Here is a 22,970-nt window from a genome sequence, read left to right as displayed (position 1 = left end):
TCCTTCGCGCCGGCAAGCGCCGGCGTCGCGCGGCGGTCGACCTCAGGCCGGCGCCGGCGCGACCGCCGCGCGCGGCTCGAACCAGCGCAGGCTGCGCCCCACCAGCGGCCCGATCAGCAGCGCGAACGCCAGCGTGCCGAGGCCCACGGTGCCGCCCATCGACCAGCCCGCCAGCAGCACCGAACCTTCGATGCCCGTGCGCACCGCCCAGACCGGCCAGCCGAAGCGGGCGTGCAGTCCGGTCATCAAACCGTCGCGGGGCCCCGGGCCGAACCTCGCGCCGATGTACAGGCCGGTCGCCAGCGCTAGCAATCCCAGCCCGGCGGCGAAGAACGCCACCTGCTGCCACCACGCGTGCGCGTCGGGCAGCAGCCACAGTCCGAACTGCGCGCTGGGCCCGACCAGCAGCACGTTGAGCACCGTGCCCAGCCCGGGGCGCTGGCGCAGCGGCCACCACAGCGCCAGCACGGCGATGCCGATCAGGTTGGTCAGCAGGCCGAACGCGAGGCCGGTCTGGTGCACCAGGCCCTGCGTGAGCACGTCCCAGGGCGCGACGCCGAGGCCGGCGCGCACCATCAGGCTGATCGCGATGCCGTAGCCGAACAGGCCCAGCAGCAGCTTGGCCAGTCGTCGTGCGGGCAGGGTCGCTCGTTTCATGCGGGGGATTCTCTTCGCGATGCAGCGCGCGAGCCATGGGCCCACGCGCGCCACTGTGTTCCGGGATGCGGATGCCGGCGTCGATTCCAGACGCGCGCCTTACCAGCCCACCAGCGCCAGCTTGCCGATGCTGCGCCCGGATTCCAGCCGGCGGTGCGCCTCACGCAGGTTGGCCGCGTCGATCGGCGACAGCGTCTCGCGCAGCGTGCCGCGCAGACGCCCGGCGTCCACCAGCTCGGCCACGCGCGCCAGGATGCGGCCCTGTTCGTCCATGTCGTGGGTGCGAAAGCGCGGCCGCGCGAACATCAGTTCCCAGTGGATGCCGATGCACTTGGCCTTGTACGGGTCGCCGATGCGCAGCGCGCCGGTGGGCTCGACGATCAAGCCGACGTGGCCTTGCGGCGCGAGCAGTTCGCCGAGTTCGGTCCAGTAGCGGTCGGTGTCGGCGAGGTTGAGGGCGGCATCGACCGCATCGAAGCCCAGCGCCTGCAGCTGCGGCAGCAACGGCTGGCGGTGGTCGACCACGTGCGTCGCGCCGAGCGTGCGACACCAGTCGGCGGTCTCGTCGCGCGAGGCGGTGGCCACCACCGTGAAGCCGGCGAGCCTCGCCAGCTGGATCGCGATCGAACCCACGCCGCCGGCGCCGCCGATCACCAGCAGCAGCTTGCCGTCGCCGCCGCCGTCGAACGCGTAGCCCATGCGCTCGAACAGCAGTTCCCAGGCGGTGAGCGCGGTGAGCGGCAGTGCGGCGGCCTGGGCGGCATCGAGCGAGGCGGGCCGGCGCGCGACGATGCGCTCGTCCACCAGCTGCAGTTGCGCATTGCTGCCCGGGCGGGTGATGTCGCCGGCGTAGTAGACCGCGTCGCCGGGCCGGAACAGGGTGACGTCCGCGCCCACGGCTTCGACCACGCCGGCGGCGTCGTAGCCCAGCACCTTCGGGGCCGCTTCGACCTGCGGCCTGGGCGCGCGCACCTTGGTGTCGACCGGATTGACCGACACCGCCTCCACCCGCACCAGCAGGTCGCGGCCGTGCGCGACCGGGACTTCGAGTTCGACGTCGAGCAGCGACCGCGGGTCGTCGATCGGCAGGTAATGCGTGAGGGCGACTGCCTTCATGGTGGTCATCGGGGCTCTCCTGCAGGGGATGGATCGGGAATAGGTACGGCGTGGCCGGACACCGCGATGCCGCCGGCGACCGGGACGTCGACCAGCAGCCGTCCCGGCCGGCCCATCGCCTCGCCCTGGTGGATCGTGAAGCGGGCGGGCGCGGCGAGCAGGCCGGCGTCGCGCAGGTAGCCACCCAGCGCGGCGGCCGCCGCGCCGGTGGCCGGGTCTTCGACCACGCCGCCGACCGGGAACGGGTTGCGCGCGTGGAAGACATTCTCCGACTCGCGCCACACGAGCTGGAGGGTGGTGAGGTCGTGGGTGAGCATCGTCGCCCTGAGCCGCTCGAAATCGTAGGCCAGCGTCGCGAGCCGCTGACGCGTGCGCGTGGCGAGCACCAGGTGCCAGGCGCCGGCGAAGGCGAGGGCGGGCGGAATCGAAGGATCCAGTTCGTCCTCGCGCCAGTCGAGCGCGGCCAGCGCCTCGCGCAGCAGCTGGTCCGGCACCGGCGCGATGCGCGGGGGTGCCGAGACCAGGGTCGCGATACGCGCGCCGTCGTCGCGCGACACGCGGACCTCGATTCCGCCGGCCGGCGTTTCGAAGCGCTGCCGCTCGCCGCCACCGAGATTGCCCAGCGCCACGGCCGCGGCGATCGTCGCGTGGCCACAGAAGGGAACTTCGGCGACCGGGCTGAAGTAGCGGACCTGGCGCCGGCCGGCGGCGTCGGGTGCGGCGACGAAGGCGGTTTCCGAGTAGCCGACCCCGGCCGCGATGGCCTGCATCTCGTCCGCGGATGGCAGGCGCTCGTCGATCCAGACTCCGGCGGGATTGCCACCCGCGGGATCGCGGGCGAACGCGGCATAGCGCAGCAGTCGGGACGTCATGGACACACCTCGCGGACGTGGGCGCCCGGGCGCAGCGGGACGCGATGGAGCGGCCGCCTGTGGGGATGCGAAGCGGCGTTCATGGCATGGGCTCCCGGTGCGGCCGGACGGGCGGCGCGGCGAGTTCGGTGAACATGCCGTTCCAGTAGGGATAGTAGGGATACGGCGGTGTCGTCGCGCTGGCGGCGTCGAGACGGTCGACCTGAGCGGGCGCGAGCGCCAGGTCCGCCGCGCCCAGGTTCTGCTCGAGCTGGGCGGCATTGCGCGCACCCACCAGGACCGTGGCCACGCCTGGCCGCTGCAGCAGCCAGGCCAGCGCCACCTGCGGCAGCGGCCGGCCGGTCTCGGCGGAGACCATCTCGAGCGCGTCGATCACCCGGAACAGGCGTTCGCCGTCGACCGGCGGCGCGAACGCCTCGGTGGCGCGGAGCCGGCTGCCGTCGGGCAGCGGCTGGCCGCGGCGAAGCTTCCCGGTCAGCCGGCCCCAGCCGAGCGGACTCCAGACCACCGCGCCCACGCCCTGGTTCAGCCCCAGCGGCATCAGCTCCCACTCGTAGTCGCGCCCGATGAGCGAGTAGTAGGCCTGGTGCGCGACCGGGCGGGGGTAGCCGTGCCGGTCGGCGAGCGCGAGCGCCTTCATCAGCTGCCAGCCGGAGAAGTTGGACACGCCCACGTAGCGCAGCTTGCCCGCCCGCACGAGCCCGTCGAGCGTCGCCAGGGTTTCCTCCAGCGGCGTGTGGGCATCGAAGGCGTGCAACTGCAGCAGGTCGATGTAGTCGGTGCCCAGCCGTCGCAGCGAAGCGTCCACCGCGCGCAGCAGGCGGTGGCGCGAGGCGCCGACCTCGTTGGGTCCTTCGCCCGTGCGCAACGCGGTCTTGGTCGACAGCACGACGCGGTCGCGCCGGCCCCTGAGCGCGGCGCCGAGGATGCGTTCGGAGGCGCCGTCGGAATAGACATCGGCGGTGTCGACGAGGTTGACGCCGGCGTCGAGCGCGATGTCGAGCAGGCGTCGCGACTCGGCTTCGCCGGTGTCGCCCCAGGCCGAGAACAGCGGCCCGGTGCCGCCGAAGGTGCCGGCGCCGAATCCCAGGGCCGACACCCGGAGACCCGAGTTGCCGAGTGCGCGGTACTGCATGTGGAGGTCTCCTCGATCGGAACGCGGTGTGGGCACGCCGGGCAGGGCGCCCGTGGCCGCCACTGTCGCGGCTTGCACGACCTCGAAAAAGCGAGAAACTGGCGAATCAGTTTCAACGCAGGATTGAAGATCCATGGATCGCGTCGGCGACATCGCCCTGTTCCTGCAGGTCCTCGACCACGGCTCGATCAGTGCGGCCGCGCGGCACCTCGACCTGTCGGTCGCCGTCGCCAGCCAGCGGCTCAAGCGCCTGGAGCGCGACCTGGGGGTGCGTCTGCTGCACCGGACCACGCGCCGCCTGCACCCCACGCCCGAGGGCCTTGCGCTGGCCCAGGAGGGGCGGGCGCTGGTCGAGGAGCTGGGGCTGCTGGGCGAGCGCCTGCGGCAGCGGGGCGGCGAGGTGGCCGGCACGCTGCGGGTCACCGCGCCGGCCTCCTTCGGCCGCCAGTACATCGCGCCGCTGATGGCCGGGTTCCTGGCCGCGCATCCCGGGCTGCGGGTCAGCCTGGACCTGGACGACCGCGTGGTCGACCTGGTGGGCGCCGGCTTCGACCTGGCGATCCGGATCGGCCGGCTCGATGATTCCGACCTGGTCTCGCGCCAGCTGGTGGCCAACGAGCGCGTTCTGTGCGCGTCCCCGGACTACCTGCGCCGGCGCGGCGAGCCGGACGGGCCCGCGGCGCTGGCCCGGCACGACTGCCTGCTGCTGACCGGCCGCGACGGCCGCCGCGAGCTCTGGCGGCTGGGCGATGGCAATGGGGGGACGGTGGACGTGCGGGTGCGCGGCCGCTTCGAGAGCAACTACGGCGAGGTGCTGCGGGAAGCGGCGGTGGCGGGGCTGGGCATCGCCCTGCATTCGGTCTGGCACGTCCACCGCGACCTCGCGGCCGGGCGGCTGCGGGTGGTGCTGCCCGGCCATCCGCCGCCGCCGAGCGGGATCCACGCGGTGATGCCCGGCCGGACGCTCGTCCCGCCGCGGGTGCGGGCCTTCGTCGCCCACCTGGCGGCGCATTTCGCCCCTCCGCCCTGGGGCGCCGCGCCGGGTGGGCCTGAGGCGTCCGATGCCAGGGGAGTTGCACGCAAGTCGCTGAAACCGCTATGATTCCGCTTCTGTCCGCCCTCGATGGCGGCCAGGCACAAGAATAACTACAGAACCAACACCGATACGAGAGGCTCCACATGTACGCAGTACTGGTCACCGGCGGCAAGCAATACCGCGTGGCGCAGGGCGAAACGCTCCGCGTCGAGAAGCTCGAGGCCGAAGCCGGCAACGAGATCACGTTCGACAACGTCCTGATGCTGGGCGACAGCGACGGCATCAAGATCGGCGACGCGCTCAAGGGCGCCAGCGTCACCGCGAAGGTCGTCGGCCACGGCCGCGCCGACAAGGTGCGCATCATCAAGTTCCGCCGCCGCAAGCACCACATGAAGCGGCAGGGACATCGCCAGCATTACACCGAAATCGAGATCATCGGCATCGCCGGTGGCGACAGCAAGTAAGGAGCAGCAGTCATGGCACACAAGAAGGGCGTAGGTTCCTCGCGCAACGGCCGCGACTCCAACCCGAAGTACCTCGGCGTGAAGATCTACGGTGGCCAGGCCATCGACGCCGGCAACATCATCGTCCGCCAGCGCGGCACCCAGTTCCATCCGGGTCCGGGCGTGGGCCTGGGCCGCGACCACACCCTGTTCGCGCTGGTCGACGGCAAGGTCGAGTTCTCGGTCAAGGGTCCGAAGAAGCGGCGCACCGTGAGCGTGGTCGCCGAGGCGTAAGCCGCGCGACGACGCAGCGAAGACCCCGCTTCGGCGGGGTTTTTCGTTTCCACGCCCGGGGCTGACGGGCAGGTTGCGAAGATGCCGCGCATCGTCGGGTCCCCACGCCCGCGAAGCGCTCCGCGGCGGCCGGGCTGCCCGGCGCATGCCCGATGGCGATCCGCCCGATACGCTGTACGCCTGCGCTATCCCGAATGCTGCTCCGGATGTCCCCATGAAGCTAGTCGACGAAGCTGAAATCACCGTCACCGCCGGCAACGGCGGCAATGGCTGCGTGGGCTTCCGCCGCGAGAAGTTCATCCCCCTCGGCGGCCCGGACGGCGGCGACGGCGGCGACGGCGGCAGCGTCTATCTCGTCGCCGACGAGAACCTCAATACCCTGGTCGACTTCCGGCACCAGAAGCAGTTCCGCGCCCAGCGCGGCGAGAACGGCATGGGCCGGCAGATGTACGGCAAGGGCGGGGAGGACGTGCTGATCGCGGTGCCCACCGGCACCGTGGTGCACAACGTCGACACCGACGAGGTGATCGGCGACCTGACCCGCCACGGCGAGCGCCTGCTGGTGGCGCGCGGCGGCAAGGGCGGGCTGGGCAACATGCACTTCAAGAGCTCGACCAACCGCACGCCGCGGCAGTCCACGCCGGGCACGCCGGGCGAGGAGCGCACGCTGCGGCTGGAACTCAAGCTGCTGGCCGACGTCGGCCTGCTGGGCTTTCCCAACGCCGGCAAGAGCACGCTCATCCGCGCGGTGTCGGCGGCGACGCCGAAGGTGGCGGACTATCCGTTCACCACGCTGTACCCGAACCTGGGCGTGGTCAGCGTCGAGCCCGCGCGCAGCTTCGTGATCGCCGATATTCCCGGGCTGATCGAGGGCGCGGCCGATGGCGCCGGGCTGGGTGCGCTGTTCCTGCGCCACATCCAGCGCACGCGGCTGCTGCTGCACCTGGTGGAGATCGAGCCGCTCGACGGCAGCGATGCGGTCGAACAGGTGCGCACGATCGAGCGCGAGCTGGCGAAGTTCGACGCCGGCCTGCTCGACAAGCCGCGCTGGCTGCTGCTCAACAAGGCCGACCTGATCCCGGCCGACGACGCGCGCGAGCTGGGCGAACGGATCGTGTCCGCCCTGGGCTGGAACGCGCCCTGGTTCATCATCTCGGGCTTGGCCCACGCCGGCACCCGCGAGGTGATGCTCAAGGTGCAGGCGGCGCTGGACGAGATGGGGCGCCAGGAGCGCGAGGCGGACGACGCGCCCGCCGACGCCGGCGACGCTGCGGGACCGGCCGACGTCGACGCGCCGGGCAATGGCTGAGGCGACGCGCGACGGACAGGCGGGCCTGGAGGCGTCAGCGCCACGCTCCGGCCGCCGCCAGGCCACGCGTGCTGCGCACCGGGCCTCGCCTGGGCGCGGCCCGATGCCGTGCCTTGCGTCGCCGCCGGCGGCCGTGCGCTACATCCGCTCGCGACGCGGGGCACCGGCGTTGCGCACATGGCGCATGGGCGGACCCTTCCGCGGCGGGTGCACCGGCGCGGCAACAAAAAACCCGGCTCGCGCCGGGTTTTTCGGAACAGCCAACGTCGCTGCTGGATCAGGCCGCGGCCTTGAGCGCCTTGATGCGGGCCGTCAGGCGGCTCTTGTGGCGGGCGGCCTTGTTGCGGTGGATCAGGCCGCGCGAGCTGAAGCGGTCGAGCAGCGGCTGGGCGACGGCGAAAGCGGCTTCGGCGCCGGCGGCGTCGTTCGCGTCGAGGGCCTTGACGACCTTCTTGACGGCGGTGCGCAGCTGCGAACGCTGGGCCGTGTTGCGCGCGTTGCGCACGACGGTCTGCTTGGCGCGCTTCTTGGCGGACTTGATGTTGGCCACGATGGGATCCTGGAATCTTGTATGGAGTTGAACGTCGAACACCGGCGCAGGCCGGTACTCGGGAAAACGGAGCCGGAAATTATGCGGGTTTCAGTCACTTGGGTCAACCCGGGTGGCCGGCAGGGGGGCAGGGCGTGAGCGAGCCGGACCCGACCCTTCCCCCGGGACAGGGCACCGCCCCGGCGCCGCGCCGCGCCGGCCTGCTGCGCTCGACCGCCGTGTTCAGCGCCATGACCTTCATTTCCCGGGTCTCCGGGCTGGTCCGGGACCAGGTCTATGCCGCCGCGTTCGGCGCCAACCCGGCCATGGACGCGTTCCTGGTGGCGTTCCGGATCCCGAACTTCCTGCGCCGGCTCTCGGCCGAGGGCTCGTTCTCCATGGCCTTCGTGCCGGTCCTGAGCGAATACCGGGAGCGCCGCGACCACGCCGCGGTGAAGGAGCTGGTCGACCGGGTCGCCGGCACCCTGCTGGCGGTGCTGCTGGTGGTGACTGCCGCGGCCGTCCTGGCCGCGCCCTGGGTGATCCGGGTGTTCGCGCCCGGATTCGACGCCGAGGGCGAACAGGGCCGGCTGGCGACGGACATGCTGCGCATCACCTTCCCGTACCTGCTGTTCATCTCGATGGCTTCGCTGGCCGGCGGCGTGCTCAACAGCTACCAGCGCTTCGCGGTGCCTGCGCTGTCGCCGGTGCTGCTGAACGTGTCGATGATCACCGCCGCGCTGGCGCTGGCGCCGCGGATGGAACAGCCGGTGATGGCGCTGGCCTGGGGCGTGCTGGCGGCGGGGGTGCTGCAGCTGGCGTTCCAGCTGCCGTCGATGGCGCGGCTGGGCCTGCTGCCGCGGCCGCGCTGGGGCGCCGCGCACGAGGGCGTGCGCCGGGTGATGCGGCTGATGGTGCCGACCCTGTTCGGCTCCTCGGTGGCCCAGCTCAACCTGCTGCTCAACACGGTCGTCGCCTCGATGCTGATCGGCGGCAGCGTGACCTGGCTGTACCTGGGCGACCGGCTGCTTGAATTCCCGCTGGGCATGTTCGGCGTGGCGATCGGGGCGGTGATCCTGCCGCACCTGTCGCGCCGCCATGCGGCCGCCGACCCGGACGGCTATTCGAAGGCGCTGGACTGGGGCCTGAGGCTGTGCCTGATGATCGCGGTCCCGGCCTGCCTGGGGCTGATGCTGTGCGCCGAGGCGCTGGTGGCGACGCTGTTCCAGCACGGTCGCTTCACCCCCGACGACACCCGGATGGCGGCGCTGACGGTGATGGCGCTGTCCACGGCGCTGCCGGCGTTCCTGCTGGTGAAGGTGCTGGCGCCCGCATTCTATTCGCGCCAGGACACGCGCACGCCGGTCAAGGCCGGCGTGGTGGCGGTGCTGGCGAACATCGCCGCCACGGCAGTCTTCCTGGCGCTCGCGCTGGGCTTCACCGAGGTCGGGCGCGAGGCCTGGGCGCAGGGCGGCGGCAACCTGCGCGCCGCGCTCAAGGCGATGCCCGGCGCGCACGGCTGCCTGGCCCTGGCCACGGCCGTGGCGGGCTGGACCAACGCGATCCAGCTGTGGTGGTACCTGCGCCGGGCGCAGGTGTTCCGTCCCGCGCCGGGCTGGGGGCGGTTCGCGCGCCAGCTGCTGGTGGCCAGCGCGGCCATGTCGGCGCTGGTGCTGGCGCTGCTGTGGGCCTGGAACGGCTGGACCACGTGGCACTGGAGCGAGCGCGCATGGCGCCTGGCGCTGGTGGTGGGGCCGGGCGCGGTGGTGTACGCCGCGGCGCTGTGGCTGCAGGGGATCCGGCCGCGCGACCTGCGCCACTGACGCCGCTGCCTGCCATCGCGCCGTGCCGGTTGACGGCGCCGCTATACTTTTTCCCGCGCAGCGATGCGCCCACGCCCGTCCGCATGTGGACGGGCACCGAACCGAGAGTCCATGAGCAGGCTGTTCCGCGACGTCGACGGCGGGCCCTTGTGCCCCACCGGCAGTGTGGTCTGCATCGGTGCGTTCGACGGCCTGCACCTGGGCCATCGCGCCCTGGTGCGGCATGCGGTGGCGCGTGCGCGCGATCTGGGCGTGCCTGCCGCGGCGCTGAGCTTCGAGCCGCTGCCGCGCGAGTTCTTCGCCCCCGATGCGCCACCGCCGCGGCTGAGCCTGCCGCGGGCCAAGGTGCAGGGCCTGTGCGAGCTGGGCGCCGAGATCATCGGGCTGTTGCGCTTCGACGCCCGCATGGCGGCGATGTCGCCCGAGGCCTTTGCCGCGCAGGTGCTGGCCGGGCGGCTGCGTGCGGCCGAGGTCTGGGTGGGGCCGGGGTTCCGGTTCGGCCACCGGCGCGCCGGCGATCTCGCCCTGCTGCAGCGCGAAGGCGCGCGGCTGGGGTTCGTGGCCGGCGAGATCGAGCCGGTCGCGGTCGCCGGCGAGCGGGTGTCGAGCACGCGCATCCGCCAGGCGCTGGTGGAGGGCGACTTCGAGACCGCCACGCGGCTGCTCGGCAAGCCGTATGCCGTCTCGGGGCGGGTGGTGCGCGGACAGCAGCTCGGCCGCACGCTCGGCTATCCCACCGCCAACCTGCGCTTCGCCGGCAGGGTGCCCGCGCTGCGCGGCATCTACGCCACCCGCGTGCACGGCGTCGCCGATGCGCCGTGGGCCTCGGTGTCGAGCTTCGGCACCCGGCCCACCGTGGGCGGCGTCGAACCGCTGCTCGAGGCGCACCTGTTCGACTTCGATGGCGACCTGTACGGGCGCCGGATCGAGGTCGAGTTCGTCGCGCGCCTGCGTGATGAAGAGAAATTCGACGACCTGCCGGCCCTGGTCGCGCAGATGGACCGCGATGCCAGCCAGGCGCGCGGCCTCCTCCAACAGCATTTCCCACGACGGGCCACGGCGTGACCGATACCGACGACAGCCAGCGCTACAAGTCCACGATCCTGCTGCCCGCAACGGAGTTCCTGATGCGCGGCGACCTGCCCAGGCGCGAGCCGGGCATCCTCGAGCGCTGGGAGAAGGACGACCTGTACGCGCAGCTGCGCGCGAATGCGGCCGGTCGCCCGCTGTTCGTGCTGCACGACGGTCCGCCGTATGCCAACGGCGCGATCCACTTGGGCCACGCGGTCAACAAGATCCTCAAGGACATCATCGTCAAGTCGAAGTACCTGGCGGGCTTCGACGCGCCCTACGTGCCGGGCTGGGACTGCCACGGCTTGCCGATCGAGATCGCGATCGAGAAGAAGTACGGCAAGGTCGGGGTGAAGCTCGACGCGGTCGAGTTCCGGCAGAAATGCCGCGAGTACGCCGAGTCGCAGATCGAACTGCAGCGCAGGGACTTCAAGCGCCTCGGCGTGCTGGGCGACTGGGACAACCCCTACAAGACGCTCGATTTCCGCTTCGAGGCCAACGAGATCCGGGCGCTGGCCAAGATCGTGGACAACGGCCACCTGACGCGCGGCGTGAAGCCGGTGCACTGGTGTTTCGACTGCGGTTCGGCGCTGGCCGAGGCCGAGATCGAATACGCCGACAAGGTCTCGCCCGCGATCGACGTCGCCTATGCCGCGCGCAGCCCGCAGGCGGTGGCGCGCCGGTTCGGCGTGGAAGTGCCGGAGGACGTCGAGGTCGCGGTGCCGATCTGGACCACCACGCCCTGGACGCTGCCGGCCTCGCTCGCGATCTCGCTCGGTGCCGAGCTGGAGTACGCGCTCGTCGAAGGCCCGCCGCACGACGGCCGCGCGCGCTGGCTGGTGCTGGCCGATGCCCTGGTCGGCCCGGCGCTCGCGCGCTACGGCATCGAGTCGCCCAAGGTGCTCGGCCGCACGACCGGCGAGCGCCTCGAGGGCATGCTGTTCGCGCATCCGTTCTACGACGAACGCGACATCCCGATCCTGCTGGGCGACCACGTCTCGGCCGATGACGGCACCGGCGCGGTGCACACCGCGCCCGGGCACGGCCAGGAGGACTACGCCGTCGCGCGCCAGTACGGGCTGATCGACCGCTACAGCGCCTCCCAGATCAATCCCGTCGACGGCCGCGGCGTGTACCTGCCGTCCACGCCGGCCGCGCACGGCACCGGACTGGCCGGCCTGCACATCTGGAAGGCCAACGACGTGATCGTCGAAGCGCTGCGCCGCGACGGCACGCTGCTCGCCGCCAGCCGGGTGGAGCACAGCTATCCGCACTGCTGGCGGCACAAGACGCCGATCGCGTTCCGGGCCACGCCGCAATGGTTCATCTCGATGCAGCAGGCCGACCTGCGCGCCGACGCGCTGGCGGCGATCGAGACCGTGCGCTGGTATCCGGCCTGGGGCAAGGCGCGCATGGCCGGCATGGTGGAAGGACGGCCGGACTGGACGATCTCGCGCCAGCGCACCTGGGGCGTGCCGCTGGCGCTGTTCGTGCACCGCGAGACCGGCGAGCCGCATCCGCGCAGCACCGAACTGATGCGCGCGGTCGCCGACCGCGTGGAGCAGGGCGGGGTGGACGTGTGGTATTCGCTCGACGCCGCCGAGCTGCTGGGCGACGAGGCCGGGGACTACGACAAGATCACCGACATCCTCGACGTCTGGTTCGATTCCGGCGTGACCCACGAGGGCGTGCTGCTCGAACGCGGTCTCGGCAAGCCGGCCGACCTGTATCTCGAGGGCTCCGACCAGCATCGCGGCTGGTTCCAGTCGTCGCTGCTGACCGGCGTGGCCATCGACAAGGCGGCGCCGTACCGGCAGTGCCTGACCCACGGCTTCACCGTGGACGAGCACGGCCGCAAGATGTCCAAGTCGCTGGGCAACGGCATCGAGCCGCAGGACATCATGAAGACGCTGGGCGCGGACATCCTGCGCCTGTGGATCGCCAGCGCCGACTACAGCAACGAGATGTCGCTGTCGCAGGAGATCCTCAAGCGCAACGCCGACGCCTACCGCCGCATCCGCAATACCGCGCGTTTCCTGCTGGGCAACCTCAACGGCTTCGATCCGGCGCGCGACCTGCGTCCGCTCGACGACATGGTCGCGCTCGACCGCTGGATCGTGCACCGCGCGTTCGAGCTGCAGGAGAAGATCAAGGCCGCGTACGAGCGTTACGACTTCGCCGAGATCGTGCAGGCGCTGCTGAACTTCTGCAGCGTCGACCTCGGCTCGCTGTACCTCGACGTCACCAAGGACCGGCTGTACACGATGCCTGAGGATTCGCGTGGCCGGCGCAGCGCGCAGAGCGCGATGTACCGGATCAGCGAGGCGTTCGTGCGCTGGATCGCGCCGGTGCTCAGCTTCACCGCCGACGAGCTGTGGGGCTACCTGCCCGGCGAGCGCGAGGGCAACGTGCTGTTCGCCACCTGGTACGACGGCCTCGCGCCGCTGCCGGCCGATGCAGCGCTGGGCGCGAACGATTTCGACCGCCTGCTGGCGCTGCGCGAGCAGGTGGCCAAGGTGCTCGAACCGATGCGCGCCAGCGGCGAGATCGGGGCGGCGCTGGATGCCGAGATCCAGCTGCATGCCGGCACCGCCGACCACATCCGCGTCGCGCCGCTGGTGGACGAGCTGCGCTTCCTGCTGATCAGCGGCGACGTCACCGTGCTGCCCTGGGATGGCGAAGGCTCGCGCATCGTCGCCACGCCGACCACCAAGCCCAAGTGCGTGCGCTGCTGGCAGCGCCGCGGCGACGTGGGGACGCACGCCGGCCATCCGCAGCTGTGCGGACGCTGCGTGTCCAACATCGAAGGCCCGGGGGAGGAGCGCCGATGGTTCTGACGCCTGCATCGTCGTCGCCGCGGCCGCGCCCGGACGCGCTCGTCTGGCTGCTGCTGTCGGCCGTGGTGATCGTGCTCGACCAGCTCACCAAGTGGTGGGTGCTGACCAGCCTGCCCGAGTACACCCCGATCCCGGTGATCGACGGATTCTGGAACTGGTACCGCACCTACAACACCGGCGCCGCCTTCAGTTTCCTGGCCGGCGCCGGTGGCTGGCAGAAATGGTTCTTCACCGTGCTGGGGGTCGGGATCAGCGCGCTGCTGGCATTCTGGCTGTGGAAGACGCCCCGCCGCGACTGGCGCACGGCGCTGCCGTTCGCGCTGGTGATCGGCGGCGCGCTGGGCAACATCATCGACCGCCAGCTGCACGGGCACGTGGTCGACTTCATCCAGTGGCACTGGAAGGACTACTACTGGCCGGCCTTCAACATCGCCGACTGCGCGGTGGTGGGCGGTGCGATCGGGATCGCGCTGTTTGGCGTGCTCGGGGCGGGAGCCAGGGAGCGCCCGTGACGACGATGGGGATGGTGCGCATTTGCGCCTGCTAATGGATCTCATTTAACCTATCGCGATCCGCCGGGCGCTCCGGCCTGCTCCACCGGATCCGATGTCGACCCAAGCCCTTTCCCGATCACGGCCCAAGCGCGCGTCCGGCGGCTGGCGCCATGCCGCGCAGGTGCTCGTGCGCACGCTTGCCGCCGTGTTCGGCGGCTACTTCCTCGCCCACGCGTTCTCGGCGCTGGGCGCTTCGATCCTGCCGTTCTCGCGCCCGGACCGGGTGGTGGCCGGGGCGCTGCTGGCGTTCCCGGTCTGGTGCGCGGCCGCGATATACGCCTTCGGCGCGCGCGACTGGAAGCGCGCGGTCGGCCTGCCGCTGGCGCTGGGATTGGCGATGCTGGGCCTGGCCAGCCTGCTGGCCGAGCAGGCGCTCAGGCCATGACCGCTCACGCAACCGGACTTCCGCGATGAAGAACTCGCTGCGCCAGGCGATGGCCTGGCTCCACACCTGGTCGGGGCTGATCGCCGGCTGGCTGCTGTTCGTGATCTTCGTCGGCGGCACGCTGGCGTGTTTCGACCGGGAGATCGACGACTGGGCGCGTCCGTCGCTGCACGACATGCGCGAGACCCCGCCGACGCGCTTCGATGACGCGTTCGCGCGCGTGCGCGCGCAGGCGCCGGATGCGCATGTGTGGTGGGCGCACGTGTCCGGCGACCGCAAGCGCGGCATGGAAGCGTTCTGGTACAACGACGACGGCAGCCAGGGCGAAGTGCTGCTCGATCCGCGCGACGGGGCGGAACTGCCGGCGTCCGGCCCCGGGCAGTTCTTCTTCCAGCTGCATTACGACCTGCATGCCGGGCTGTGGGGCATGTACCTGGTCGGGCTCACCGGCATGCTGATGATGGTCGCGCTGGTGGCCGGCGTGATCACCCACAAGAAGATCTTCAAGGACTTCTTCATGCTGCGCTGGCGCGGCGGCGGACAGCGGGCGTGGCTGGACGGCCACAACCTCGCCGGCGTGCTCGGCCTGCCGTTCCACCTGATGATCGCCTACACCGGCGTGGCGATCTTCGCCGCCAGCTACATCTTTGGCGGCACCCAGGCATCCTACGGCGGCGACGTCGAGAAGTTCTACGAGGAGGCCGGCGGTTTCTACGAGCGTCCGGAGGTCGGCCGGCCGCTCGCGTCGCTGCATTCGGTCGATGCCTTGGTGGCCGATGCGCGCGAGCGCATGGGCGCGCCGGTGGAGTGGGCCTCGATCCACCACCCGGCCGACGCCAGCGCCACGATCGCCTTCGGCACCGATCATTCGCGCCGCGTCGCCTGGGACATGCAGCAGGTGCACTACGACGCGGCCACCGGCGCGTTCGTGCACCAGTCCACGCCCGCCACCGCCGGCTACGACACCTACGCGTTCCTCGGCGGGCTGCACATGGCGCAGTTCGGCGGCGCGCCGCTGCGCTGGCTGTACTTCGTGCTCGGGCTGGCCGGCTGCATGATGCTGGCTACCGGCATGCAGGTGTGGGTGCGCAAGCGCGAGCAGCGGGTGGCCGCGGCGGGCATCGCGAGCGGCTACGGCCTGGTGCGCGCGCTCAACGTCGGCGTGGTCGGCGGGATGCCGTTCGCCTGTGCGGCAATGCTGGTCGCCAACCGCGTGCTGCCGGCCTCGCTGGACGATCGCGCGGGCGCCGAAGTCGGTGCCTTCGCGCTGGCCTGGATCGCCGCGGCCGCCTGGGGCGCGGTGCGCGATCGCCAGGGCCATGGCTGGCGCGACCTGTTCGCGGCCACGGCGCTGGCCATGGTCGCGATCCCGGTGGCCAACTTCGCCACTGCGCCGCAGAGCCACCTCGTTGCCACGCTTGCGCGCGGCGACTGGGCGCTGGCGGCGGTGGACCTGGTCGCGACCGGCTTCGCGCTCGCGTTCGCCGCCCTGGCGCGCAAGGCCGCGCGGCGTCCCGCGCCGCTCGCGGCGCAGGCGCAGGCGCAGGCGCACGTTCGCGCCAACCGGACGGTCGTCGCCGACGGAGGGGCCTGAGATGCTCGCATTCTCGACGCTCCTGCTGCTGGCCGGATGGTGGTCGCTGGCCGTGGCGATGGCAGCCCCGGCGTCCCGTCGCCGCGCGCTGCGCATCGGCGCGTCGGCGGGGTTCCTGGCCAGCCTGGCTGGCTACGTGGCGGCGATCGGCTGGGAGCAGGGCCCGGTGTTCTGGACCGCGGCGCTGATGCTCTCGGCGCTGGCGGTCGCGCTGCTGCGCGCGCTGGCCCCTGACCGCGGCCCGCGTCGTCCGCGCTGACCACCGGCGCGCCGGACGTCGCGGCCGAGCGACCCGGAGCCGGGACGGCGCGTTGCGCCTGCGTTGGCCGGCCCGGCGCTAGAATGCGCGCCATGGACATCGTCCTCGCCAACCCCCGCGGCTTCTGCGCCGGCGTCGACCGCGCGATCGAGATTGTCAAGCGCGCGATCGAGACGCTCGGCGCGCCGATCTACGTGCGCCACGAAGTGGTGCACAACCGCTTCGTGGTCGAGGACCTCAAGCGCCGCGGCGCGATCTTCGTCGAGGAGCTTGACGAGGTGCCGGACGGCAATACCGTGATCTTCAGCGCGCACGGCGTGTCGCAGGCGGTGCGCGAGGAGGCGGCGCGGCGCGGGCTGAAGGTGTTCGACGCCACCTGCCCGCTGGTGACCAAGGTGCACTTCGAGGTGGCACGCCACTGCCGCGCCGGACGCGACGTGGTGCTGATCGGACACGCCGGTCATCCGGAGGTCGAGGGCACGATGGGGCAGTGGAAGGCGGAGTGCGGCGCCGGCCACATCTACCTGGTCGAAGACCTGGAAGACGTGGCCTGGCTGGAGCCCGGCCAGCCGGAGAACCTCGCCTACACCACCCAGACCACGCTGTCGGTGGACGACACCCGCGGCATCATCGACGCGCTGCGCGCACGCTTTCCGGCCATGCAGGGGCCGAAGAACGACGATATCTGCTACGCCACCCAGAACCGGCAGGACGCGGTGCGCGAACTCGCGCAGCAGTGCGACCTCGTGCTGGTGGTGGGGTCGCCGAACAGTTCGAACTCCAACCGTCTGCGCGAGCTGGCCGAACGCGATGGCGTGGAAGCCTACCTGATCGACGGCGCCGCCGAGATCGATCCGGAATGGGTATCCGGTCGCCGGCATATCGGAGTGACCGCCGGTGCGTCGGCGCCCGATGTGCTGGTGCAGGGGGTGCTGGCGCGCTTGCGCGAACTCGGCGCCGGGCCCGTGCGCGAACTGCACGGCGAACCCGAAAGCATGGTGTTCGCCCTGCCCAAGGAACTGCGGCTGCAACTGGTGGACTGAGCGGAGGGCGCACGCCCGCTGCGGCAAGGCAGCGGCGGCGAACGCGTCGCGCGCGGCCCCGGACGGCGCGCGGCCAATGGACGCATGGCCATCCGCGCGTCAGCGCATGGACGGCGCGCGTGGCCCGCCGCATGGTGCCGTCAGGAGGACGGCCGCCGATGGACGCGTGGCGCGGGCGTGCCGTCTTCGACGGTGGCCGGCGTCTCTGCCGGTGGCGGCTCGGGCAGCGCCTGGTCCGGCGTGGTGTCAGGCGTCACGGCCGATTCGCGCGCCTCGCGCTTGCGGGCATCCTTCGCTTCCTGCTTGCGCTTCTTCGCCAGTTCGCGCTGGCGCTTCTCGAATCCGTAGTTGATCTTCGCCAATGTGGGTGACTCCTCGTATGCTCAGGGGACGGGTTTGGTGGATCTGGTGGGCGCTGCGCCCTCGTCGGCGTCCTGGACGCCGATCTTCTTCAGCGAGCGGGTGGTGCCGAGCACCTCGATCCGCCCGCCCGCCTCGCGGAAGGCGGCCAGGTCGTCCGCGATCCGTTCGCTGCTCATCGCCGGTGGCCGCTTGCGCTCGCGCTGGGTGAACAGGTGGGTCGTGCCCGACGGGGCGATCGCGGTCGTCGCGGTGTCGTTGCTGCGGGGCTTGCGGGGCGCCATGGAACCTCCGGTCAATGCAGCTGCAGCGGGATGCCGCGGCGCATGCGTTCGCTGTAGTCGGCGCGCAGCTCGAGGCAGTACGGGCCGGCCATCGCGAACCGGCGGCAGACGTCCGGGCGCGATTCGTAGCAGCCGCAGCGCATGCGCGCGGAATCCAGCGCCACGCACCAGCCCTCCTCGTCGCGCGCCATCACGTGCAGGCCGTCGCGCCAGGTGGTCAGGTGCGGCGCGACGCGATCGCCGTCCTGCAGCACCACGGTCAGGCGGCAGCAGACCGCATCGCAGCGCTCGCACAGGATCGCTTCGCCAGCGCTGCTCATCGCGCCGGCCGCCCCCGTGACATGGGCGGCTGCGCACGAACCAAGGCCGCCACGCGCCCGTACGGGTCGCGGAGCGACCCAGGGGCGGCGGTGGAACGCAACGGGCGGATGGACATGACGCTCCGGCAGCGGCATCGCCCACGTCGGGACGTGGATGCAACGCGTGGAGACAGGCGCAGCGCGCGAAGATGGCGACCGTCGGGCGCGCGCACGAAACAGCGTTCAGACGCCTGCATCCTACGCGAAGCGTCGAACCTCTGCCGTGAACGCGCTGGCCCACGCGCGTGGCGGTGGGCGCATACTCGAACGCCAAACAGGAGTGCGCCATGGCCAGCGATCAGGTCGCGATGTTCACATTCACGCTTGCCGGCGACCGCAGCATCGGCCCGGCTGCCCTCACCGCACTGTGGCGACAGGCGTGCGGCACGCGCGACGTCGGTGTCGACCGCAAGGAATCGCATCGCGAGGGCCGGCCGGTCTACACGCTGTACGCGCCGCGGCAGCTGAAGGACCTGCACGGCGTGGAAATGCGCCTGCGCGCGCTGCTCGAGTCCGCCAGTCTCAACGCATCCGTGAGCCCGGTGTACCGGTGAGCGGCGACCGGTCCGGCGCCGACGGGCCGCCATCCGCGCCAGGCGCCGTCAAACCATATGGCCTGCGCCCGGCGGATACCTCGGCGATCCCCGCGCAGGGCACCTGCCCGGAACGACGATGCCCGCGCTTCAGGCGCGGGCATCGGTGATCGGGAAGCGGATCCGCCGCGTCCGCCGGAGACGTGGCGGCCGGGATCGAAACTGGTGCCGGAAATAGGAATCGAACCTACGACCTACGCATTACGAATGCGCCGCTCTACCAACTGAGCTATTCCGGCGAGGGTCGCAGATTCTAGGGTGCACAGGGGCGCCCGGTCAAAGGGCCGCCCGGCCGGGCGGGCAGGGCCGCTACAGCATCGCCAGCATCTGCAGGTCCGGCAGCCGCGCGCGGAGTTCGTCGCTGATCCGCAGCGCCAGCGCGACGATGGTCAGGGTCGGGAAGCTCCAGCCGCCGGTGGGGAACACCGAACTGCCCGCCACGTACAGGTTGTCGACGCCGTGCACCCGGCACTGGCGGTCGACCACGCCATCGGTGGGCGAATCGGCCATGCGCGTGGTGCCCATGTGGTGTGCGGTGCCGTGCAGCAGCGGGGTCGCGGCGGGGTCGCGCAACCAGTCGGCCGGTTCGAATTCGCAGTCGAAGTGCGCTGCCACGTCGCGGCCGATGAGCTCGGACGTGGCGCGGATGTTGGCATCGTCCGTGGCGGACATGCGCCAGTCCACCTGCACCTTGCGCAGGCCCAGGGCGTCGCGCCGGTCGGACAGGCGGATGCGGCTGTCGCGGTTGGGCGCCTGTTCGAAGTAGCCGACCATCTCCACCCGGTCGGTGTCGACCACGGCGCGCCGCGCCAGCTTGCGCCGGCCGGCATCCAGCACGTGGCGCGCGTTGAGCGCGGTGCGCAGGGCCAGGCGGCCGCGGCTGGTGCCGCGCCACGGTGCGGCGACCTGCTCGGGCAGGTCCTGGGCCAGGGCCTCGAGCAGCGATTCCTCGACCCGGCTGCCTTCGTCATCCGGCTGCGCGGGGCGCCGGAGCGACGCGCGCAATGCCCGCAGCGAGGACAGGCCGGTGGGCGGAGTGCGTTCGATCGCGAAGGGACGCGCGCGCGCGCTGAACAGCCGGTGCTGCCGCTGCGCATCGTCGGACAGGCTGAGCTGGTGGTAGGCGGGGCTGCTGGCCTGGTCGATCGGCCGGCTGTAGAGACGCGCCAGCTGGTCCATGCGGCCGCCGCGGAAGGTGCCCAGCCGGCAGCGCGGATGGTCCATGAAGTAGCGGCCGACCAGGTCGCGCTCGTTGCCGAGTCCGTGCGGGGCGACGTCGTCCGACAGCAGCATCAGGCGCGCGTTCTCGATCCCGCCGGTGGCGAGCACGAAGCAGCGGGCGCTGACCGTTCCGCGGCGTCCGTCGAGGCTGCCGATCTGCGCCCGGGTGACCGCGTCGGCGTTGCCGGTGGCGTCGAGCCGCAGCACGTTGGCGTGCAGCAGCAGCTGGATGCCGGGCGTCGCGCGCAGGGTGTCGAGGTGCGCCCGGCCGAAATCGAGCGGGCTGACGCGGCTGGTGCGATGCTCCAGGTGCGGCGGCGGGGCGTGGCTGTCGCGGAGGGCTTCGCGCAGGCGGTAGCTGCCGTCGGCGAAGTCGCCCGGCTCCACCCGGCAGGCCTGGTTGGCGCGGGCGTAGTAGGGCGCCAGCTCCTCCCAGCCGATCGGCCATCCGCTGTCCGGCAGCCAGTCGCGGGGTGCCATCTCGATCGCGCTGAGCGGGATGCAGCCGCCCCCCCAGAGCCGACTTGCGCCGCCCAGCGCGCGCAAACGGCTGTGCGCGGGGTCGAACGGGTGCGGACCCACCGACTCGCCCTCGTTCAATGCCTGGCTGGCGGCCTCGCTGCCCAGGCCCCCGCCTTCCACCAGGCACACCGTCCAGGGCGTGCCGGCCAGTTCCATCGCCAGGCTGATGCCGGCAGGCCCGGCGCCGATGATGCAGACGTCCGCCACCAGATCGGTGGGGCAGGTGGCGGAACGGAAGTCTTCGATCATCCTGGGGTCCTGGGCCTCTCGCGCGCATGGCCCGCCGTCTCAACCCCGTAGACGGGACTTGGGTACGCTGTGGGCCGGATCAGAAGGCATCTACGGAAATATGGCCAAGGCCCGGACAGCCTACGTGTGCAGCGAATGCGGCGCCGACTTCAGCAAGTGGCAGGGCCAGTGCGGCGCGTGCGGCGCCTGGGACACGCTGTCGGAGATCGTGCTGGAGACCGTCGCGGCGGCGAAATCGCCCGCGTCGCGCCGCGGCAGCTGGGCCGGCAAGGTCGATCCGCCGAAGGTCACCGCGCTCCGCGACGTGCAGCAGGGCGAGGACGTGCGCGTGTCGACCGGCATCGGCGAGTTCGACCGCGTACTCGGCGGCGGGCTGGTGCAGGGCGCGGTGGTGCTGGTGGGCGGCGACCCGGGTATCGGCAAGTCGACGCTGCTGCTGCAGGCGGTGGCGTCGATGGCCGCGACCCTGCCCGGCCTGTACGTCACCGGCGAGGAATCGCTGGCGCAGGTGGCCGGGCGCGCGGCGCGGCTCGGACTGCCGGTGGACGGCGTCGACGCGCTGGCCGAAACCGGCATCGAACGCATCCTCGAGCAGGCCGCCCAACTGCGCCCGCGCATCATCGTGGCCGACTCGGTGCAGACGCTGTGGACCGAATCGCTCACCGCCGCCCCCGGTTCGGTCAGCCAGGTCCGCGAGAGTGCCGCGCGCCTGGTGCGCTACGCCAAGGAAACCGGGACCGCGGTGTTCCTGGTCGGCCACGTCACCAAGGAAGGCGGCATCGCCGGGCCGCGCGTGCTCGAACACATGGTCGACGCGGTGCTGTACTTCGAGGGCGATTCGGGCAGCCGCTTCCGGGTGCTGCGCGCGTTCAAGAACCGCTTCGGCGCGGTCAACGAGCTGGGCGTGTTCGCGATGGGCGACAAGGGCCTGAAGGAGGTGCCGAACCCGTCGGCGATCTTCCTCTCCGGCGGCAGCGCGCAGCAGCCGGGCAGCTGCGTGATGGTCACGCGCGAAGGCACGCGCCCGCTGCTGGTGGAGGTGCAGGCGCTGGTGGATGCCTCGCCGCTGTCCAATCCGCGCCGGGTGGCGGTGGGGCTGGAAGGCAACCGGCTGGCGATGCTGCTGGCGGTGCTGCACCGGCACGGCGGCATCATGACCGGCGACCAGGACGTGTTCGTCAACGTGGTCGGCGGCATCCGCGTGCAGGAAACCGCGGCCGACCTGCCGGTGCTGCTGTCCGTGCTCTCGTCGCTGCGCGACACGCCGCTGCCCGAGAAGACGATCGCGTTCGGCGAGGTCGGCCTGTCGGGCGAGATCCGCCCCGTGCCCAACGGCGAGGAGCGGCTTAAAGAGGCCGCCACCCACGGCTTCCTGCGCGCGATCGTGCCGAAGGCCAACGCGCCCAAGGGCGGTCGCTCGAGCTGGAAGGGGATGGAGGTGATCGCCGTGGAGCGGCTGGCGGACGCGCTGGAGGCAGGGTTGTGAGACCGTTCTTCGATGGAGGCGACCGAAATGTCTAGCGCGACTCTCGACGAGCGAATATCCGCTTCGGATTCGCTCGAGGCGCTTCGAGAAGCCTGTGCAGACGCGCTGGCCTGCGACGGTAACCCTGATGGCGTAGCCGTTGGCCGGGCGTTATACCGGCACCTCCTGCGTCGTGCGGAGCATCCCCGCTTCCGTCAGTGGCTGGATGTCTATCTCGGCGGCTTGCCAGCGGCCTATCGCTCACATCTGCAGCAGCCAGACTTCCTGTATTACCCCGGGCTACCTCCTGTTCCATGGTTCGATCCGGGGGCGCTCTCCACCTTGGCGGCACTGCGCGAGCGTATCCCGGATGTGCGCTGTGAACTGGCGGCATTTTCCAACGGTCAGTCTATGCGTCCTTACGTCGGGCAGGAGGCTGAGCGCGACGCGCGCTGGCAAGGCCTGGCTGGGCGTGCAGACTGGTCGTCGATCCATCTGCTGGGCGGTGGCGACCCGGTGAATTCACCGCTGTCCGGATTGCCGTTGACTGCGAGTCTGCTTGGCGCGGCACCGTTGGCCCAGTTTCCACCCCATGCGCCGGAGTGCTTCGTCTCCAGACTGGCGCCGGGCGTCGTGCTGCCGGAACATTTCGGCTTGTCGAACATCAAGCTGACCGTACATCTGCCGGTGGACATTCCGCCCGAGGGTTGCTCGATCACTGTTGCGGGAGTCACGCGCGGTTGGCCGCACGATGATTTCCTGGTGTTCGACGACTCGTTCCTGCACTCGGCCGCGAATCGGTCGGGACGGCCACGGACGGTGTTGATCTTCGACATCGTCCATCCGATGCTCGAGTCAGCGGAAGTAGCAGCGCTTGCGTACGCGATCCAGGCGCTCGACATCGTGCGCAAGGCCCTTGCAGCGGCTGGATAGCCCAACCCGTATGCGGATTGCTCGAGG

General features: G+C 71.4%; 24 protein-coding genes and 1 tRNA gene. 15 read left to right on the top strand and 10 right to left on the bottom strand.

The genetic code is table 11. The annotated features are described in order from the left end of the window. Positions 1-42: 42 nt before the first annotated feature. From yczE to QFW80_RS06125, 4 genes are all read right to left on the bottom strand, one after another. Entirely contained in the window at positions 43-657 is a 615-nt protein-coding gene (gene yczE, locus QFW80_RS06140; RefSeq protein ID WP_280600559.1) for a membrane protein YczE, read from the bottom strand. A 99-nt stretch (positions 658-756) separates the two neighbouring features. Next, the gene (locus QFW80_RS06135) at positions 757-1,773 is read right to left on the bottom strand and encodes a zinc-binding alcohol dehydrogenase family protein (protein ID WP_280600649.1); all 1,017 of its coding nucleotides are present in this window, start codon (positions 1,771-1,773) and stop codon (positions 757-759) included. A gap of 5 nt (positions 1,774-1,778) precedes the next feature. Next, complete coding sequence (locus tag QFW80_RS06130) at positions 1,779-2,645, bottom strand: PhzF family phenazine biosynthesis protein (RefSeq protein ID WP_280600558.1); 867 nt, start codon at positions 2,643-2,645, stop codon at positions 1,779-1,781. A gap of 79 nt (positions 2,646-2,724) precedes the next feature. Next, the gene (locus QFW80_RS06125) at positions 2,725-3,780 is read right to left on the bottom strand and encodes an aldo/keto reductase (RefSeq protein ID WP_280600557.1); all 1,056 of its coding nucleotides are present in this window, start codon (positions 3,778-3,780) and stop codon (positions 2,725-2,727) included. Between the two features lie 133 nt (positions 3,781-3,913). Between QFW80_RS06125 and QFW80_RS06120 the strand changes: the two genes are divergently transcribed. The 4 genes from QFW80_RS06120 (at position 3,914) to cgtA (ending at position 6,862) form a co-directional block, all read left to right on the top strand. Then, a complete protein-coding gene (locus QFW80_RS06120) occupies positions 3,914-4,882 on the top strand; it encodes a LysR family transcriptional regulator (RefSeq protein WP_280600556.1) in 969 nt (322 codons plus the stop codon). A gap of 77 nt (positions 4,883-4,959) precedes the next feature. After that, on the top strand, positions 4,960-5,280 hold the full coding sequence (gene rplU, locus QFW80_RS06115) for a 50S ribosomal protein L21 (RefSeq protein ID WP_280600554.1): 321 nt from the start codon (positions 4,960-4,962) through the stop codon (positions 5,278-5,280). A 12-nt stretch (positions 5,281-5,292) separates the two neighbouring features. Continuing rightward, on the top strand, positions 5,293-5,553 hold the full coding sequence (gene rpmA, locus QFW80_RS06110; RefSeq protein ID WP_280600553.1) for a 50S ribosomal protein L27: 261 nt from the start codon (positions 5,293-5,295) through the stop codon (positions 5,551-5,553). A 214-nt stretch (positions 5,554-5,767) separates the two neighbouring features. Beyond that, the gene (cgtA, locus tag QFW80_RS06105) at positions 5,768-6,862 is read left to right on the top strand and encodes an Obg family GTPase CgtA (RefSeq protein ID WP_280600551.1); all 1,095 of its coding nucleotides are present in this window, start codon (positions 5,768-5,770) and stop codon (positions 6,860-6,862) included. 277 nt (positions 6,863-7,139) lie between these two features. Here cgtA and rpsT read toward each other — a convergent pair whose 3' ends face one another. Continuing rightward, entirely contained in the window at positions 7,140-7,412 is a 273-nt protein-coding gene (gene rpsT / locus QFW80_RS06100) for a 30S ribosomal protein S20 (protein WP_280578293.1), read from the bottom strand. A 200-nt stretch (positions 7,413-7,612) separates the two neighbouring features. Here rpsT and murJ point away from each other — a divergent pair, with 200 nt between their 5' ends. The 8 genes from murJ (at position 7,613) to ispH (ending at position 16,957) form a co-directional block, all read left to right on the top strand. After that, a complete protein-coding gene (gene murJ / locus QFW80_RS06095; RefSeq protein ID WP_280600647.1) occupies positions 7,613-9,214 on the top strand; it encodes a murein biosynthesis integral membrane protein MurJ in 1,602 nt (533 codons plus the stop codon). Positions 9,215-9,325: 111 nt separating this feature from the next. Next, entirely contained in the window at positions 9,326-10,279 is a 954-nt protein-coding gene (locus QFW80_RS06090; protein ID WP_280600550.1) for a bifunctional riboflavin kinase/FAD synthetase, read from the top strand. A 62-nt stretch (positions 10,280-10,341) separates the two neighbouring features. Continuing rightward, positions 10,342-13,122 (top strand): isoleucine--tRNA ligase, encoded by a 2,781-nt coding sequence (gene ileS, locus QFW80_RS06085; RefSeq protein WP_280600645.1) that lies wholly within the window; start codon positions 10,342-10,344, stop codon positions 13,120-13,122. Further along, complete coding sequence (lspA, locus tag QFW80_RS06080; RefSeq protein WP_280600548.1) at positions 13,113-13,634, top strand: signal peptidase II; 522 nt, start codon at positions 13,113-13,115, stop codon at positions 13,632-13,634. The genes ileS and lspA overlap by 10 nt, the downstream gene beginning before the upstream one ends. A gap of 94 nt (positions 13,635-13,728) precedes the next feature. Next, positions 13,729-14,061 carry a DUF3649 domain-containing protein gene (locus QFW80_RS06075; protein ID WP_280600547.1) on the top strand — a complete coding sequence of 111 codons (333 nt, stop codon included), beginning with the start codon at positions 13,729-13,731 and terminating at the stop codon, positions 14,059-14,061. A 25-nt stretch (positions 14,062-14,086) separates the two neighbouring features. Continuing rightward, a complete protein-coding gene (locus QFW80_RS06070) occupies positions 14,087-15,655 on the top strand; it encodes a PepSY-associated TM helix domain-containing protein (protein ID WP_280600546.1) in 1,569 nt (522 codons plus the stop codon). A gap of 1 nt (position 15,656) precedes the next feature. Further along, a complete protein-coding gene (locus tag QFW80_RS06065) occupies positions 15,657-15,914 on the top strand; it encodes a DUF3325 family protein (RefSeq protein WP_280600544.1) in 258 nt (85 codons plus the stop codon). Positions 15,915-16,006: 92 nt separating this feature from the next. Continuing rightward, a complete protein-coding gene (gene ispH / locus QFW80_RS06060) occupies positions 16,007-16,957 on the top strand; it encodes a 4-hydroxy-3-methylbut-2-enyl diphosphate reductase (protein WP_280600542.1) in 951 nt (316 codons plus the stop codon). Between the two features lie 140 nt (positions 16,958-17,097). On the opposite strand, the gene QFW80_RS06055 is transcribed toward ispH, so the two are convergent. Genes QFW80_RS06055 through QFW80_RS06045 form a run of 3 tightly spaced genes read right to left on the bottom strand, consistent with a single transcriptional unit; the run spans position 17,098 to position 17,921 of the window. Beyond that, on the bottom strand, positions 17,098-17,319 hold the full coding sequence (locus QFW80_RS06055) for a hypothetical protein (protein WP_280600540.1): 222 nt from the start codon (positions 17,317-17,319) through the stop codon (positions 17,098-17,100). A 21-nt stretch (positions 17,320-17,340) separates the two neighbouring features. After that, positions 17,341-17,601, bottom strand: coding sequence for a hypothetical protein (locus QFW80_RS06050; RefSeq protein WP_280600538.1), 261 nt, complete (start codon positions 17,599-17,601; stop codon positions 17,341-17,343). A gap of 11 nt (positions 17,602-17,612) precedes the next feature. Further along, positions 17,613-17,921 carry a YkgJ family cysteine cluster protein gene (locus QFW80_RS06045; RefSeq protein ID WP_280600536.1) on the bottom strand — a complete coding sequence of 103 codons (309 nt, stop codon included), beginning with the start codon at positions 17,919-17,921 and terminating at the stop codon, positions 17,613-17,615. Positions 17,922-18,247: 326 nt separating this feature from the next. Here QFW80_RS06045 and QFW80_RS06040 point away from each other — a divergent pair, with 326 nt between their 5' ends. Further along, positions 18,248-18,514, top strand: coding sequence for a hypothetical protein (locus tag QFW80_RS06040; RefSeq protein WP_280600534.1), 267 nt, complete (start codon positions 18,248-18,250; stop codon positions 18,512-18,514). A gap of 202 nt (positions 18,515-18,716) precedes the next feature. Here the strand turns inward: QFW80_RS06040 and QFW80_RS06035 are convergent. Together QFW80_RS06035 and QFW80_RS06030 are read right to left on the bottom strand one after the other, a co-directional pair. Beyond that, positions 18,717-18,792, bottom strand: a tRNA-Thr gene (locus tag QFW80_RS06035). Between the two features lie 70 nt (positions 18,793-18,862). After that, positions 18,863-20,545 (bottom strand): FAD-dependent oxidoreductase, encoded by a 1,683-nt coding sequence (locus QFW80_RS06030; RefSeq protein WP_280600533.1) that lies wholly within the window; start codon positions 20,543-20,545, stop codon positions 18,863-18,865. A gap of 100 nt (positions 20,546-20,645) precedes the next feature. Between QFW80_RS06030 and radA the strand changes: the two genes are divergently transcribed. Then, positions 20,646-22,031, top strand: coding sequence for a DNA repair protein RadA (gene radA, locus QFW80_RS06025; RefSeq protein ID WP_280600532.1), 1,386 nt, complete (start codon positions 20,646-20,648; stop codon positions 22,029-22,031). A 12-nt stretch (positions 22,032-22,043) separates the two neighbouring features. Then, positions 22,044-22,943: an aspartyl/asparaginyl beta-hydroxylase domain-containing protein gene (locus QFW80_RS06020; RefSeq protein WP_280600531.1), complete on the top strand. Its 900-nt coding sequence runs from the start codon at positions 22,044-22,046 to the stop codon at positions 22,941-22,943. Positions 22,944-22,970: the final 27 nt, after the last annotated feature.

Source organism: Luteimonas rhizosphaericola (assembly GCF_029888045.1).
Classification (GTDB): domain Bacteria; phylum Pseudomonadota; class Gammaproteobacteria; order Xanthomonadales; family Xanthomonadaceae; genus Luteimonas; species Luteimonas rhizosphaericola.
This window is presented reverse-complemented; position numbering and strand designations above follow the sequence as displayed.